This is a genomic window from Amycolatopsis coloradensis, assembly GCF_001953865.1.
GTDB lineage: Bacteria > Actinomycetota > Actinomycetes > Mycobacteriales > Pseudonocardiaceae > Amycolatopsis > Amycolatopsis coloradensis.
The window spans coordinates 1-15,549 of sequence record NZ_MQUQ01000016.1 but is presented as its reverse complement, the minus strand read 5'-3'; the positions used below and the strand labels follow the sequence as shown (position 1 = coordinate 15,549).

The 15,549-nt window shown below is 67.2% G+C and carries 14 protein-coding genes and 1 pseudogene; 12 read left to right on the top strand and 3 right to left on the bottom strand.

The genetic code is table 11. The features are described 5' to 3' along the window. The first annotated feature begins 94 nt into the window (after nucleotides 1-94). The 6 genes from pgeF to BS329_RS29135 all read left to right on the top strand — a co-directional run bounded on the left by pgeF (nucleotide 95) and on the right by BS329_RS29135 (nucleotide 4,183). A complete protein-coding gene (gene pgeF / locus BS329_RS29160; RefSeq protein ID WP_076164553.1) occupies nucleotides 95-802 on the top strand; it encodes a peptidoglycan editing factor PgeF in 708 nt (235 codons plus the stop codon). After that, a complete protein-coding gene (locus BS329_RS29155) occupies nucleotides 799-1,530 on the top strand; it encodes a YggS family pyridoxal phosphate-dependent enzyme (RefSeq protein WP_076164551.1) in 732 nt (243 codons plus the stop codon). The genes pgeF and BS329_RS29155 overlap by 4 nt, the downstream gene beginning before the upstream one ends. Before the next feature lie 82 nt (nucleotides 1,531-1,612). Then, the gene (locus BS329_RS29150; RefSeq protein WP_076164549.1) at nucleotides 1,613-2,221 is read left to right on the top strand and encodes a cell division protein SepF; all 609 of its coding nucleotides are present in this window, start codon (nucleotides 1,613-1,615) and stop codon (nucleotides 2,219-2,221) included. Nucleotides 2,222-2,335: 114 nt separating this feature from the next. Continuing rightward, complete coding sequence (locus tag BS329_RS29145) at nucleotides 2,336-2,611, top strand: YggT family protein (RefSeq protein WP_076164547.1); 276 nt, start codon at nucleotides 2,336-2,338, stop codon at nucleotides 2,609-2,611. A 54-nt stretch (nucleotides 2,612-2,665) separates the two neighbouring features. Further along, nucleotides 2,666-3,529 carry a DivIVA-like cell division protein Wag31 gene (wag31, locus tag BS329_RS29140; protein WP_076164545.1) on the top strand — a complete coding sequence of 288 codons (864 nt, stop codon included), beginning with the start codon at nucleotides 2,666-2,668 and terminating at the stop codon, nucleotides 3,527-3,529. 93 nt (nucleotides 3,530-3,622) lie between these two features. Further along, nucleotides 3,623-4,183 (top strand): hypothetical protein, encoded by a 561-nt coding sequence (locus BS329_RS29135; protein ID WP_076164543.1) that lies wholly within the window; start codon nucleotides 3,623-3,625, stop codon nucleotides 4,181-4,183. Here BS329_RS29135 and BS329_RS44745 read toward each other — a convergent pair. Together BS329_RS44745 and BS329_RS44740 are read right to left on the bottom strand one after the other, a co-directional pair. After that, nucleotides 4,180-4,335, bottom strand: a complete 156-nt coding sequence (locus BS329_RS44745; protein ID WP_244197333.1) for a hypothetical protein — start codon at nucleotides 4,333-4,335, stop codon at nucleotides 4,180-4,182. The two genes, BS329_RS29135 and BS329_RS44745, sit on opposite strands and share 4 nt — an antisense overlap. A gap of 25 nt (nucleotides 4,336-4,360) precedes the next feature. After that, complete coding sequence (locus BS329_RS44740) at nucleotides 4,361-4,756, bottom strand: hypothetical protein (RefSeq protein ID WP_076164541.1); 396 nt, start codon at nucleotides 4,754-4,756, stop codon at nucleotides 4,361-4,363. A 505-nt stretch (nucleotides 4,757-5,261) separates the two neighbouring features. On the opposite strand from BS329_RS44740, the gene BS329_RS29125 reads away from it, so the two are divergent. Then, a complete protein-coding gene (locus BS329_RS29125) occupies nucleotides 5,262-6,518 on the top strand; it encodes an HNH endonuclease signature motif containing protein (RefSeq protein WP_076164540.1) in 1,257 nt (418 codons plus the stop codon). A gap of 32 nt (nucleotides 6,519-6,550) precedes the next feature. Here the strand turns inward: BS329_RS29125 and BS329_RS29120 are convergent. Then, a pseudogene (locus tag BS329_RS29120) lies at nucleotides 6,551-7,089 on the bottom strand (transposase). Nucleotides 7,090-7,328: 239 nt separating this feature from the next. Between BS329_RS29120 and BS329_RS29110 the strand changes: the two are divergent. The 5 genes from BS329_RS29110 (at nucleotide 7,329) to BS329_RS29090 (ending at nucleotide 15,446) form a co-directional block, all read left to right on the top strand. Next, nucleotides 7,329-7,580: a hypothetical protein gene (locus tag BS329_RS29110; protein ID WP_076164536.1), complete on the top strand. Its 252-nt coding sequence runs from the start codon at nucleotides 7,329-7,331 to the stop codon at nucleotides 7,578-7,580. Between the two features lie 556 nt (nucleotides 7,581-8,136). After that, nucleotides 8,137-11,307: an isoleucine--tRNA ligase gene (gene ileS / locus BS329_RS29105; RefSeq protein WP_076164534.1), complete on the top strand. Its 3,171-nt coding sequence runs from the start codon at nucleotides 8,137-8,139 to the stop codon at nucleotides 11,305-11,307. A 217-nt stretch (nucleotides 11,308-11,524) separates the two neighbouring features. Then, the gene (locus BS329_RS29100) at nucleotides 11,525-13,129 is read left to right on the top strand and encodes a penicillin-binding transpeptidase domain-containing protein (protein WP_076164532.1); all 1,605 of its coding nucleotides are present in this window, start codon (nucleotides 11,525-11,527) and stop codon (nucleotides 13,127-13,129) included. A 43-nt stretch (nucleotides 13,130-13,172) separates the two neighbouring features. Further along, nucleotides 13,173-13,856, top strand: a complete 684-nt coding sequence (locus tag BS329_RS29095; RefSeq protein ID WP_076164530.1) for an ArsR/SmtB family transcription factor — start codon at nucleotides 13,173-13,175, stop codon at nucleotides 13,854-13,856. Between the two features lie 111 nt (nucleotides 13,857-13,967). Then, the gene (locus BS329_RS29090; protein ID WP_076164528.1) at nucleotides 13,968-15,446 is read left to right on the top strand and encodes a potassium/proton antiporter; all 1,479 of its coding nucleotides are present in this window, start codon (nucleotides 13,968-13,970) and stop codon (nucleotides 15,444-15,446) included. The last annotated feature ends 103 nt before the right edge of the window (nucleotides 15,447-15,549 follow it).

Here is a 15,549-nt window from a genome sequence, read left to right as displayed (position 1 = left end):
GACTTCAAAAGATCAAAAGACCTCGGTCACCTTAGCCACGGTCACTTTGGTCGTGGTCACCTTGGCTGGGGTCGCCTTGGTGTGGGAGGCTGTTTTGCGGGTACGGCGGGTCGTCACGACAAGGGTGGGCGGGGCTTCTCGTGCCCCTTACGACACCTTCAACCTCGGTGATCACGTCGGTGACGACGCGGGCGACGTCTTCGCCAACCGCAAACGTCTCGCCACCGAACTCGGCCTCGCCGAGGACAAACTGGCGTGGATGGAACAGGTCCACGGCCGCACCGCCACCGTCGTCGACGGCTCCGAGACCTCCGCCGCCGAAGCGACCGACGCTCTGGTGACGGCCGAGGTCGGTGTCGCACTCGTCGTGCTCGTCGCAGACTGCGTTCCCGTCATGCTCGCCGACGTCGAAGCCGGTGTCGTCGCCGCTGTCCACGCGGGCCGTGTCGGCGCCAGGGTGGGCGTCGTCCCCGCCGCGATCGAGGCGATGCGCTCGCTCGGCGCCGAACCAGGCCGGACCGAGGCGCTGCTTGGTCCCGCGATCTGCGGCGACTGCTACGAAGTCCCCGCCGACATGGCCGCCGACGTGGAGAAACACGTGCCGGGCAGCGCCTGCAAAACCCGCAAAGGCACCCCGGGGCTCGACCTGCGCGCCGGGCTCTGGCGGCAACTGGCCGACCTCGGCGTCGGCAAGATCGGCGTCGACCCGCGCTGTACCAACGAAGACAAGACGCTGTTCAGCTTCCGCCGCGACGGCACCACCGGCCGGATCGCGGGCATCACGTGGCTGGACGCCTCGTGAGTGACGCCCGTAAGAAGGAACTCGCCGCCAATCTCGCCGAGGTGGAAGACCGGATCGCCGCGGCGTGCGAGGCCGCAGGCCGGGAGCGCGACGAGGTCCGGCTGCTCGCGGTCACCAAGACCTTCCCGGCGCTCGACGCCGCGCTGCTCGCCGACCTCGGCGTGGTCGACCTCGCCGAGAACCGCGATCAGGAGGCGGGCGCGAAGGCCGAAGAGGTCGCCGGTCTGCGTCCGGACGCCCGCGTCCGCTGGCACATGGTCGGCAGTCTCCAGCGGAACAAGGCCAAATCGGTCGTCCGCTGGGCCGACGAGGTCCAGTCCGTCGACTCCGAACGCCTCGCCGACGCGCTCGCGAAGGCGACCAGGTCGGCGCTCGATTCCGGGCAACGCGATCACCCGTTGGACGTCCTCATTCAAGTAAGTCTCGATGACGATCCGAAGCGCGGCGGCGTCCGGGTGAACGAGGTAGGCCAAGTGACGGAGCGGATAGCCCATGTGGGTGATATTCGGCTCTGCGGGCTTATGGCGGTGGCTCCACTGGGTATTGATCCCGCGGAAGCGTTCGAGAAGCTCGCTCGTGCGTCGGAGCGCCTGCGGGAAGAACACCCAAAAGCCCGTGAACTCTCCGCCGGAATGAGCCATGATCTCGAACAGGCGATCGCGCACGGCTCGACCTGTGTGCGTGTCGGAACCGCGTTGCTCGGTGGGCGCGGTTTAGCCTCGCCCTAGGGAATACCGTCTCGTCGCTACGGGGAGTGGTGACAGGGGCGGGGGAGCACGGTGCGGGACGCGGCTAAGGCTAGGGAGAGGCATGAGCGCGCTGCAGAAGCTGAAGGCCTACTTCGGGATGGTGCCCGCGGACGAAGACGGCTATGACGTCGAAGAGGACTACCGGCGAGGCTACGCCTCAAAGGATTATGTCGACGACGACTACGACGACGAGCCACCAGCCCGGTCGCGGGGTGGACGTTACCGGGACGTCGAAGACACGTATGACGAGCCCGTCGCCCGGGCTCGGTCACGCTCCGTGGTCGCGGCGGAGCCGGCGGTCCACGGGGCACTGGCGATGGACCGCCAGCCGGAACCGGTCGCCCGGCTGCGTCCGGTCACGGAGCCGGTCCGTCCGGCCGTCCGTGACCCGCTGAGCCGGATCACCACGCTGCACCCGACGAGCTACGCGGAGGCGCGGGCGATCGGCGAGCACTATCGCGAAGGCATCCCGGTGATCATGAACCTCACCGAGATGGAGAACGCGGACGCGAAGCGTCTCGTCGACTTCGCCGCGGGGCTCGCTTTCGCGTTGCGAGGGTCGATGGACAAGGTCACCAACAAGGTGTTCCTTCTCTCACCGCCCGATGTGGACGTCACGGCGGAAGACCGCCGGCGGATCGCCGAAGGTGGATTGTTCCTGCGCGGCTGATCACCCGGTGACCGCTGAGCGCAGCCGGATGTGATTTTGTCGACTCATCGGCATCTCGTGCCCGTCAACTGCGTCTTTTGACGCGAGGCATGGCAGAGTGGTTACGTGAATGCTGTGTTGCTGGTCGTCTGGTACGTGCTGTTCGCTTTCTGGCTCCTGCTGACGGCACGGATCGTCGTCGAACTCGTGCGTGCTTTCGCTCGCGAGTGGCGTCCTGCCGGAGGGGTTGCGGTAACGCTCGAGACCATCTACACAGTGACCGACCCACCGGTTCGTCTGTTCAGACGAATCATCCCGACCGTACGAATCGGCGGCGTCGGACTGGACTTATCGATTATGGTGCTGCTGTTGGTTGTGTTCTTCGCGATGCAGCTGACAACGCCAGGGTGATTTTCGGGGAAGCCCGGGTGGACCTGCAGGCCATGGAGTGCGTGAGGTGATCTGATGTCGTTGACCCCCGCTGACGTGCACAACGTCGCGTTCAGCAAGCCGCCCATAGGCAAAAGGGGCTACAACGAGGACGAGGTGGACGCGTTCCTCGACCTGGTGGAGACCGAGCTTGCCCGGTTGATCGAGGACAACAACGAGCTGCGGCAGCAGGTCGAACAGCTCGACAACGAGCTTGAGACCACCCGTGGAGAGCTCGAAAACGCCAAGGCGGGAGCTGTCGGCCCGCCGCCACAGGTGCGCGACGAGCCGTCGCGTCGCCTGGCCCCGGTGCCACCGCCGCAGTCGGCGATGGAGCAGACCCAGGCCCATTCGATGGTGCCGGACAACGGGGAGCCCAACGTCCAGGCCGCCAAGGTGCTCGGGCTGGCGCAGGAAATGGCCGACCGGCTCACCGCCGAGGCCAAGACCGAGTCGGACGGCATGCTCGCCGAGGCGAGGACCAAGTCCGAGCAGTTGCTCTCGGACGCACGGTCGAAGTCGGACTCGATGGTGAACGAGGCGCGCACCCGCGCCGAGACCATGCTGAACGACGCGCGGACCCGTGCCGAGACCTTGGAGCGCCAGGCGCGCGACAAGGCGACGACCATGGAGCGCGAGGCTCAGCGCAAGTACACCGAGACCATGAACAACATGAACGCGGAGAAGGGCTCGCTGGGCAAGAAGATCGAAGAGCTGCGCACGATCGAGCGGGAATACCGCACGAGGCTGCGCGGGTTCCTCGAGTCCCAGCTGCGTGAGCTCGACGACCGTGGTTCGGCCGCTCCCGCTTCGGCGTCTTCGTCGAACTCGGGGCAGTCGGGGTCGTCCTCGGGCGGCGGACAGGGTTACTCGTTCGGTCCTCGGGCCGAAGCGGGCTGATTTCTCACCTGGGGTTTTCTACACAGTGGAACGGCCTCGGCACTCTCCGGAGGGTCGGGGCCGTTTCGCTTGCCCGTCGTGTTGTAATTCACCGTGCTCTACATCGTCCTAGTACTGGTACTGGCGGCTCTGGGGCTGCTCGTCGCGGCGCTCATCACCGCGAACTCCCTATGGGCTTGGATCTCCATCGGCCTCTCCGTCGTCGCCGGGTTGCTGCTCGTCTTCGACTTGCTGCGCCGCCGGAAGAAGCGGGCCGTCGCTCCCGCCGAGGAAACGGCGGACGGCGAAGCCGACGAGGAGCCGGAAGCCGACGAGCCTGACGAAGCCGACGACAAGCAGACCGTCCTGATGCCCGCCGCCGGTGAGCTGGGCGACGCGGACGAAGCTCCGGAGCCTCAGCGCAATGGCGACCCGGGCGAGGAGGAGAGCGACCCCGCCGATGTGGTGGTCGTCTCCGAACTCGAGGTCGAGGTCGTCGTCGTCGACGAATACCCGCGCTATCACGTGACGACTTGCGCGTGGCTCGAAACCCGGGCCACGATCCCGCTCGGTATCGGCGAGGCGCGTCAGCTCGGATTCACTCCGTGCGCGCTGTGCACTCCCGACGCCGAGATCGCCGGAGAGCACCGCGACAAGACCAAAGCGGACAGCTAGGCGCTCTTGAGCGTCTGAGCCGCTTTGCCGACCGAGACCACGTCGGCGGCGACCGTGTCGAGAACCAGGCGCTGTTCCTCGTCGGCGTCCGCGACCCCGGTCGATCCGGGGCGCAGCAAAAGCGACGAGGCCGTCACGGACAGGCCACGCAAGGCTTCCGCCGCTTTCTCCGGCGCGTCACGCTGTCCAGGCGCGGGGCTCCTTCGTGCCTGGTTCCGCGGCGAGCAGGCCGTGCTGCGCGACGGCGGCGGCGAGGACCATCAGGAGCAGGTACTCGACGAGCACGTACCGCGGATCGAGATGTCTGGTCGTCGCGTTCATGCCGACGGACATCTGCACCATGCAGCCGTTGAAGATCATGGGCCGCGTCCGCATGACGGAGAACCCGCCGAGCAGGGCGAGGGAGCCGCCGATGCGCTGGCAGGCCTTGCTGAGACTGTCACGCCATTCCGGTTGCATGATGGCGAAAGTGCCGAGCAGGAACGACACGGTGAGCGGGTCGCCGGGCCGGAAACTCGCGACGACGAGGGCCAGCGCCACCCCGAGCCCGCAGCGGAGTACGCCGACCGCCACGAAAACGCGCCGCTCAGCTCGATTCGGCGCAGTTCCTTCCTCAGTCCTTTCGGAACGTCCACACGGGACTCGTCGCCCACCAGTCGCGGTACACCGACCGCGAGGATCACCGCGGGCGCGAACCACGCCAGCAACCGCAGATCCGCCCGGAGCGGCCCGCCGACCGCCGCGATGAGACAGAAGAGCGCGGTGAGCGCGGCAGGAACCCGAGCCCGCTGACACCGCCGAGAACCACCAGCAGCACGAGAAGGAATCCGGGCCCCTTCATCGGGCCCCGCAGATCGACATACCCGTCAACCTAGAGGCGATGGCGCGGACGGCAACTCAGACCTCTTGTGTTGCCCAGTGGATCGCAACTAGAGGACTAATTGCGGCAGGTGGGCGGTTGAGCGTCACTTTGCGGGTCTCGGGGGTTCCTTCGCGTTCTTAAGGTGCTTCGCTTTACTAAAGGTCGCTACGCTAAACGGTCTGGCACATATGTTCGATAAGGCGTATCGTTGGTGTCGTGGCCAGCGAAAACAGTTCTCAGCGAGCGTGCGCCGAGTGGTGGCGTGTCGATACTGGGACGTTGCATGCCCGTAAGCAGGAAATCGAAGTGTTGAAGCGCCGGTTGGATGCGGAGCAGTACGCGATTCTGGCGGAGTTGAATTCCCGCGGGATCCGTGGGTGTTCTGGGCATTCGACGTTGATGGGGTCGATTCTCGAGGACTTCAATGTGTCGAAGAAGGAGGCTAGTGCTCGCGCTGATCGGGCGTTGGCGTTGCACCCTGGTGTGGCTATCGGCGGAGACGCTGTGCCGCCGCTGGCGCCCTTGACCGCTGAAGCAGCCGCGGAGGGTGCGATCGGTGGTGGTCAGATCGACGCGATCATCGGTGCTCTCGCTCAGGTCCCCTCCTTTGTTTCCGAGGAGGAGGTGCGGGCCGGGGAGAAGATCCTGGTCGATCTGGCTCGGCGGGCGGGGCCGAAGGAGATCGTCACGGCCGGGCGTCGAATGCTGAACACGATGGATCCCGACGGCAAGGAACCGCGTGACAAGGGTCCGAAGGACGCTCGTCCGGAGTTGCGGTTCGTCAAGCATCGTGATGGCACGCTGGGGTTCGCGGGGACGTTGGATCTGGAAACCTATGCGCGGTTGAAGTCCGATCTTGATCCGTTGGCCAAGCCCCACAAGGCCGTGGACGGTGCCCGAGACTCCCGCAGCCAAGGCGAACGCTACGGGGACGCGTTCGCCGACTATGTACGACTCAAGACCGCCAGCCCCGATCTTCCCGGTCAGGCCGGGGAATCGACGCAGATCCTGGTCACCATGGCCTACGAGGACCTGATGACCGAGGTCGGCGACGGTCTCCTCGATTTGGTCGGTCCGATCTCCGCGACCGATGTGCGGATCCTGGCCTGTGATGCCCGGATCCGGCCTGTCGTGCTCTCCGGAGCCGGGCAACCCCTCGACGTGGGGCGGTCCAGCCGTTCTGCTACTACGCCGCAGAAGCACGCGTTGAAGATCCGGGACGGTGGCTGTTCGTTCCCTGGCTGCGACATGCCGGTGCAGCGCTGCACGGCTCACCATATTGTGTTTTGGCGTCATCGCGGTGAAACGAAAATCGATAATTTGGTGCTGCTCTGCACGAAACATCACCGGCTGATCCACAAAAGCGAATGGAAAGTTCAGATCGCCCAGGATGGACTACCGGAATTCATCGCACCAGCCTACCTCGACCCCACCGGAGAACCGAGACGCAACACCATGCACCTGCGGGTATAGGCCGATGGCAGCGACGCTCCTTCGAGAGTGTCTCAGTAGGTGATCTTTTTGAAGCAGGTGAGTGTGAGGAATGCGCAGAAAGTGGTTGGCGTGGCGTCGTATCGGGTAGTGAGCCGGTGGTAGCCGAAGAACCAGGCGATGGATCGTTCGATGACCCAGCGGTGTTTGCCGAGCTTCGTGCTGGTCTCGATGCCTTTGCGAGCTATGCGAACTTTGATGCCCTGATCGTGGATCCATTGTCGCAGGTCGGCGTGGTCGTATGCCTTATCGGCGTGCAGCTTCCCGAATTTGCGGCGACGCGGTCCGCGTCGGGATCTGATCGCCGGGATGGCCATTACGAGAGGCTTGAGGGCATAGGAATCGTTGGTGTTGGCCGCGGACACCGCCACCGCGAGAGGAAGTCCTGCCCGGTCGGGCCGGTGACCCCGAACGACGGTGGCAGATACCGCCACGCGCACCCGCTGGTCAACACGAAGACGATCGCGGTGAACACCGCACGATCGTCCACCCGAGCCGGTCCGCCGCCCTGCGGGCGAACCCCATGCTCTGGAATCAGTGGCGCTGCCAGCACCCACTACTCATCCGGAACCAACCGCCGCGACAGATCATCCACGACCCAAGATCATGCACCACGCCTCATCCAACATCTAGTGAGACACACTCTTAGCGGGATCCACTATGGACCGAAGGCAAAGAACCATGGGCGAGACCTGAGGGCGAGTTCCGTCTGCGCACCCGAGCGCCGCGACCGTCTCCCGCCTGACTGTATAACGCCCTACACGCTGGCGTATTCGACGCATCCTGCCCTCGATGTGTTCCAGGGAGCTGATCGGCTGCGACAGGATCAAGAAAGGCAAGGACGGACTCGTCGATCCGCTGGAATATCAACTCGCCCGTGGGCTGCTCCTCCAGTTCGCCCGCGAGCAGGACCAGCGGCCGTGTGCCGACGAAAACACGGTCACCCGCTCGACCGGGCCGGTCGGCAACTCGGGAAGTGACCTCCAGCGGAGGATCCCGTCCCAACTCTCCGCGTCACGGAACTTGCTCTCCCGGTCGCAGTAGAGACCGAACACATCGTTGTCCTGGTAAGTACCGAGACGCAGTGCGGTGCCAGCGCCCAGCCGTGCCTGCGCCTCGAACAGCTGAAGGCACGGGACGTCCGGGTCGGCCGTTTCCCGCCACGGTCTCCCGCAGTGCCATCTCGACGCCCGCCCACATCTCGATACGTTCGCCGAGCAGTGCGGTGAACTTCGACGATTGCTCGGCCAGCCGGTCCGTCATGGCGGCAGTATGGACGTGGTCCAGGCGAGCCGTCGCCTGGATTCCGCACCCCACCTCGACAACCCGGTTGCACCCGCGCGCTATCCTTGATTCCACTGGCACCGATCCGGCCATCACCGGGGAGCCTCCGGAAGAACAGGGCCCGCGTCCTCGGCGGACGAGCCCCCAGTAGAACCGGACGGGTACGGCCCGTCACAGCCGTCGAATGAGCGGCCCAGCCGGAACACCACCGGCCGGGCAAGCGGGGTGGTACCGCGGAACGCGCCGGAAACGGCCGTCTCGTCCCCGTGTGGGTGAGAGCCCGTACGAGCGAGACGAACCGCGAGGAGCACCGAAGATGTATCCCAAGGCACAGATGGACGGCGAGGCCGGCGTCCCGTCCCAGCCTTCGTTTCCCGAGTCGGAAAAGCGCGTCCTCGCGTACTGGGAATCCGATCGGACGTTCCAGGCCTCGATCGACGCCCGCGAAGCCGGGAGCAACGGTTCGAACGAGTACGTCTTCTACGACGGCCCGCCGTTCGCCAACGGTCTCCCGCATTACGGTCACCTTCTCACCGGGTACGTGAAGGACCTGGTGCCGCGTTACCAGACCATGAAGGGCAAGCGCGTCGACCGCCGCTTCGGCTGGGACACCCACGGCCTGCCCGCCGAACTCGAGGCCATGCGCCAGCTCGGGATCACCGAGAAGGCCGAGATCGACGCCATGGGCATCGACGTCTTCAACGACGCGTGCCGCGAGTCCGTGCTGCGCTACACCGGCGAATGGCAGGACTACGTCACCCGCCAGGCCCGCTGGGTCGACTTCGACAACGACTACAAGACGCTCGATGTCACGTACATGGAGTCGGTGCTGTGGGCGTTCAAACAGCTGTGGGACAAGGGTCTCGTCTACGAGGGCTACCGCGTCCTGCCCTACTGCTGGCGCGACGAGACCCCGCTGTCCAACCACGAGCTGCGGATGGACGACGAGGTCTACGCCAGCCGCCAGGACCCGGCCGTCACGGTCGGTTTCCGCTTGGAGGGCAACGACAACGAACTCGACGGCACCTATCTGCTGATCTGGACGACGACGCCGTGGACGCTGCCGTCCAACCTCGCGACCGCGGTGCACCCGGACGTCCGGTACGTCGTGGTGGAGTCGGCGGAACAGGACGGCAAGCGGTTCCTGCTCGCCGAAGCACGCGTCGCGTCGTACGTCCGCGAACTCGGCGAAGAGCCGACTGTCGTCGGGCACTACACCGGGACCGAGCTACTTGGAACCCGTTACGCCCCACCGTTCCCGTACTTCGCCGGGCACGAGAACGCGCACCGCGTGTTGTCCGCGGACTACGTCACCACCGAAGACGGCACCGGTGTCGTGCACATCGCGCCCGCCTACGGTGAAGAGGACAAGGTCGTCACCGACGCCGTCGGGATCGTCCCGGTCACGCCGGTCGACGCGCAGGGCAAGTTCGACGCCACCGTGCCGGACTACGCGGGCCAGCAGGTGTTCGACGCGAACCCGAACATCATCAAGGATCTCAAGAACGGCACCGGTTCCGCCGGTCGCCAGGGCGCGGTGCTGCTGCGCCACGAGACCTACGAACACCCGTACCCGCATTGCTGGCGCTGCCGGAACCCGCTGATCTACCGCGCCGTCTCGTCGTGGTTCGTCGCGGTGACCGAGTTCAAGGACCGGATGATCGAGCTGAACCAGCAGATCACCTGGTACCCGGAGAACGTCAAGGACGGCCAGTTCGGCAAGTGGCTGGAAAACGCGCGAGACTGGTCGATCTCCCGTAACCGCTACTGGGGCACGCCGATCCCGGTGTGGCAGTCGGACGACCCGGCGTACCCGCGCACGGACGTCTACGGCTCGCTCGACGACCTCGAGCGCGACTTCGGCGTGCGGCTGGAGGATCTGCACCGGCCGTTCATCGACGAGCTGACCCGGCCCAACCCGGACGACCCGACCGGGAAGTCCACCATGCGCCGGATCGAGGACGTGTTCGACGTCTGGTTCGACTCGGGCTCGATGCCGTACGCGCAGGTGCACTACCCGTTCGAGAACAGCGAGTGGTTCGAGCACCACTACCCGGGCGACTTCATCGTCGAGTACATCGGGCAGACCCGCGGCTGGTTCTACCTGCTGCACGTGCTGGCGACCGCGCTGTTCGACCGGCCGGCGTTCCGCACCTGCATCTCCCACGGGATCGTGCTCGGCTCGGACGGCCAGAAGATGTCCAAGTCGCTGCGCAACTACCCGGACGTCAACGAGGTCTTCGACCGCGACGGCTCCGACGCGATGCGCTGGTACCTGATGGCGAGCCCGATCCTGCGCGGCGGGAACCTGATCGTCACCGACAAGGGCATCCGCGACGCCGTCCGCCAAGCCGTGCTGCCGCTGTGGAACTCGTACTACTTCCTCGCGCTCTACGCGAACGCCGAGGGCGTCGAGGGCCAGTGGCGTACGGATTCCAAGCACGTCCTCGACCGCTACGTGCTGGCGAAGACGCACGAACTGGTGACCGACGTCGAGCACGCGCTCGACACCTACGACGTCGCCGGTGCCTGTTCGACCGTCCGCGACTTCCTCGAAGTACTGACGAACTGGTACGTGCGCCGGTCGCGCGACCGGTTCTGGGCGGGCGAGCAGGACGCGATCGACACCCTGCACACCGTGTTGGAGGTGACGTCGCGGGTGGTGGCGCCGCTGCTGCCGCTGACCGCCGAGGTCGTCTGGCGTGGGCTGACCGGTGGCCGTTCGGTCCACCTGACCGACTGGCCGAACTCGCTCGACCTGCCCGCCGACGCGGCGTTGGTGACGGCGATGGACCGGGTGCGCCAGGTGGCTTCTTCGGCGCTTTCGCTGCGGAAGTCGAACAAGCTGCGGGTCCGGCTGCCGCTGGCCAAACTGGTCGTCGCCGCGGACGAGGCGGATTCGCTGCGCGAGTTCACCGACATCCTGCGTGACGAGGTCAACGTCAAGTCCGTCGAGCTGACCACGGACGTCGCCGCGCACGGCGGTTTCGAGGTCGCGGTCAACGCCCGCGCCGCCGGGCCGCGGCTGGGCAAGGACGTCCAGACGGTGATCAAGGCCGTCAAGGCGGGCGAGTGGACGACGTCGGAGAGCGGAGCCGTCGTGGCCGCCGGAATCGAACTCGTCGAGGGTGAGTACGACCGGCGCCTGGTCGCCAAGGGCGGCGGCGCGGCCGCGGAACTGCCCGGCGGGGCGGGTCTGGTGCTGATCGACACCGAGGTCACCGACGAACTGGCGGCCGAGGGCCTGGCCCGCGACCTGGTCCGGGTCGTCCAGCAGGCCCGCCGGGACGCGGGTCTCGACGTCGCCGACCGGATCGCCCTCACCGTCGACGCGCCGGAGGACGTGGTCACGGCCGCGACCACGCACGAGGAGTTCATCGCGTCGGAGACGCTGGCGACTTCGGTGGCCTACGGTGCCGTCGCCGACGGCTCGGCCGGGGCGGTCGGGGAGGGCACCAAGGTGACCGTGGCGGTCGCCAGAGCCTGACTCTCGAAAGTGACCTGAAAGGCCCCTTCATTGCGAAATTCGCAATGAAGGGGCCTTTCGCGTCCTTCAGGCACGGACGCGGTCTGGACCACCGGGATCACGAAACGGATTCGGTATAGCCGCTTTCCTGTCCGAAGCGCGCCTCGCGCGGGGGAACTCGGCAGGCTGACGCCCGGGGGCGCGCGAGGGGCGTGCCGCACTGGGGGAGAGCGAGTCCATGAGTCCTGCCCGGAAAAGAGGGATTCTGCTCGGCGCCGCGCTGGCGGTCGTCGCCATCGTGGTGGCCGCGGTGGTGCTGCTGGTCAAGGAGGATCAGGCGCCCGCCGCCGCAGGCGGCCCTGGAGGGTCCACCGCGGCCGCGCAGGAGAGCCCGGCTCAGGTCGCCACCCGGTTCTTGCGGCTGTTCGACACGGGTGACCTGACCACCGCGCCGGTCGATGACCCGGCGGCGGCCACGACCGCCCTGTCGGGGGCGCGCGGCGCGCTTCACGGGGCGTCGGTGCGGACGTCTCTTGGCGAGGTCCCGACGACGCCGGGCGACGCGACCACCACGTCGGCCACTTTCCACGCCTCCTGGACCTTGGCGGGCAACAGTGTCTGGAAGTACGAAGGCAAGCTGGACCTGGTCCGCAACGCCGGGAAATGGGTGGTCCGCTGGGCGATGTCGGTGATCCACCCGAAACTCGAAGCCGGTCAGCGGCTCTCCGTCGCGCCCGTTTCGGCCAAGCCGGTCGTGGCCGACCGGGACGGCAAGGCCCTCGTCGGCGGCGACGCGGCGGGCGTCGCGCCGATCCTCCAAGGGGCGCTGTCCAAGGTCGCGTCCGAGCGGAACGGCGGCAGCGGGACCCCGGCCAACGTCTCCGTGTCGCGTGTCGACGCTTCCGGCAAGCCGGTCGAAACGCTCTTCGGGCAGGCCGCGGAGTCCGGCCAACCGCTGGTCTCGACCTTGAGCGTGGCGTCCCAGAGCGCGGCGCAGAAAGCCGTCGACGGCTTCCAGGGCTCGGCGATCATCGTCGCGATGAAGACCAGCGGCGACCTGCTGGCGGTCGCCCAGAACGCGGCGGCGGGCAGTCAGCCGAAGGCGCTCAGCGGTCTGTACGCGCCGGGTTCGGCGTTCAAGATCGCCACGGCGACCGCGGCGCTGCACCAGGGTGGCGTCTCCGCGGATTCGCCGGTGGCCTGCCCGGGCAGCGAGCAGATCCGGACCCGCACCCTCAAGAACGAAAACGGGTTCGACCTGGGGACCGTCTCGCTGAAGACGGCGTTCGCCGCGTCGTGCAACACGACCTTCGGCCGACTCGCCGGGCAACTGCCGCCGGACGGCCTCGCGAAGGCCGCGAGCCAGCTCGGTCTCAACGCCGACTTCGGGATCCCGGGGCTGGACACCGAGACCGGGAAGGTCGAGCCGTCCAGCAGTGCCGACGAGCAGGTCGAGGCCGGGATCGGACAGGGGAAAGTGCAGGTCAGCCCATTGGGCGCGGCGCTCATGGCGGCCACGGTCGCGACGGGGAAACCGGTGGTGCCGAAGCTGTGGCAGGGGCTGGAGACCACCGTCAACGCCGGCTACCAGGCCCCGCCCGCCGGAGTGCTGAACCAGGTCCGGGCGATGATGCGCGAGGTCTGCACGACCGGGACCGCGAAGGCGTTGAAGGGCAGCGGGAACGTCTTCGGCAAGACCGGGACCGCGCAGTTCGGCTCGGGCGCCGGCGCCAACGGCTGGTTCGTCGGCTACCGGGGAGACGTCGCCTTCGCTGTCATGCTCGAAGGCTCCAACGACTCCGAACCCGCGGTCCGGCTGGCGGCGAAGTTCCTGGCAGGCTGATCTTTCGGTCCGCGCCGAACCGTGGGTCTTCTACGGTGAACGCATGGAAACGATCGCCTTGGCCGAGGTCGCGGCCGTGCTCGCCGATCCGAGCCGCGCGTCGATGTGTCTCGCGCTGCTCGACGGGCGTGCCTGGACGGTGACCGAGCTGGCCGGAGCGGCCGACGTGGCCGCGTCGACGGCGAGCGAGCACGTGACGAAGCTGACCGGGGCCGGGTTCGTCGTCCGGGTCAAACAGGGGCGGCACAGCTACGTCCGGATCGCCGATCCCCGGGTGGCGGAGCTGATCGAGCATCTGGCGCAGCACGCCGAACACCGCCCGGTGAAGGGATTGCGGTCGTCGGTCCGGGTGAAGCGGCTCGAGTTCGCGCGGACCTGCTACGACCACCTCGCCGGGACGGTCGGGGTCGCGCTGCGGGACGGGATGCTCTCCGCCGGACTGATCGACGAGGCCGACGGCCTGACGCTGACCGGCCGCGGACGTGAGGTACTCGGCACGCTCGGGGTGGAGATCGCCGACAGCCGCCGTCCGATGCTGCGGGACTGTCTGGATTGGACAGTCCGGCGTGATCATTTGGCGGGCCGCGTCCCCGCGGCGTTACTGTCTCACGGAGTGAGTGCCGGCTGGTTGTCGCGTGAGGGCAATCGCGCGGTGAAAGTCCTGTCCGCGGCGGAGAAACCCTTCGCGGAACTCGGCGTCGACCTGGTGGCCCTGCGCAGTCCGTAAAGGACAGTCTGTAACACAGGCTATCCGGATGGTTTTCGACCGGTACACGGACGAGTGACGAACACCGCCTCACTATTCTGAAGGCCTCACGGCGGCCGGACGGGAGGCGACATGGAGCAGCTCCCGCTCATCCTGGGCACCGGTGGCGCGGTCCTCCTCGTCGCCGTGATCGCCGTCCGGGTGTCGATCCGGGTCGGCCTTCCCTCGCTGCTGCTCTACCTGGGGATGGGGGTCCTGCTCGGCGAGGCCGGGTTCGGCATCCAGTACGACAACCCCGGACTCACCCAGTCGCTCGGCCTCGCCGCGCTGGTGATGATCCTGTCCGAAGGTGGCCTCACCACCCGGTGGACGGCCGTGAAACCCTCGCTGGGCATCGGAATCGCACTGTCCACAGTGGCCGTCGCGGTGAGTGTCGCGGTCACCGGCGCGGCACTGCACTGGTTGCTGGGCCTTGACTGGCGGATGGCGTTGCTGTGGGGCGCGGTGCTCGCGTCGACCGACGCCGCCGCGGTCTTCTCGGTGCTGAGATCGGCGGGGGTCGGGAAGCGGCTCGTCGGTGCGCTGGAGATCGAGTCGGGGATCAACGACGCCCCGGCCTACATCGCCGTCGTCGTCCTCGCCGAGGGCACGACCATCGACTGGTCGCTGCCGCTGCTGGTGGTCTACGAACTCGCCGCCGGGCTGATGATCGGCCTGGCCTTCGGCTGGGGCGGGGCGTTCGCACTGCGCCGGGCGGCGCTTCCCGCCACCGGTCTGTATCCGCTGGCCACGGTCGCGGTCTGCGTCGTGGCGTACTCGAGCGGGCAGCTGGCTCACGCGTCGGGCCTGCTCGCGACCTACGTCGCCGCTCTGGTACTGGGGAATTCGAAGCTGCCGCACCGGTCGGACACGCTGTCCTTCGCCGAAGGGCTCGGCTGGCTCGCGCAGATCGGGCTGTTCGTGCTGCTCGGCCTGTTCGCCTCGCCGAGCAGGATCTTCGAAAGCCTGGTCCAGGGCCTGGTCGCGGGCGCGGTCGTGCTGCTGCTCGCCCGGCCGTTGTCGGTGGTGCTGTCGGCGCTGCCGTTCAAGATCCCCTGGCGAGAACAGGTGTTCCTGTCGTGGGCGGGGTTGCGCGGGGCGGTCCCGATCGTGCTCGCGCTGATCCCGCTGTCGTCCGGGTTACCCGGCGCACAGGAGCTGGTCGACGCGGTGTTCGTGCTGGTCATCGTGCTGACCCTGCTTCAGGGGGCGACGCTGACCCCGCTCGCGAAAGTGCTCGGGCTCGCCCGGCACGACGAAGCGCACGAGATCGACGTCGACTCCGCGCCGCTCGACGAGATGGGGGCCGAACTCCTCCAGGTCCGGATCAACTCCGGGTCGAAGATGCACGGCGTCTACCTGGCCGAACTGCGGCTTCCGGTGGGGGCGACGATCAGCCTGCTCGTTCGCGACGGCACCGGCTTCACGCCCAACAAGAACACCCGGCTCCAGGAGCGTGATCAGTTACTCGTCGTGACCACCTCCGACGCGCGCGACGCGGCCGAACGACGCCTGCGGGCCGTCGACCGGGCCGGTCGCCTCGCCAGGTGGAAGGGCGAATCCGGCCAGTAGATCACGACCGGCACCAGCTGTTCGTCGGTTAATCCCAGAAAATTCTTCCTTTTCGTCCTCTAGATGAGTGATTCCGTGAAGGTTGTGTGAGGGGTGCCGCTGT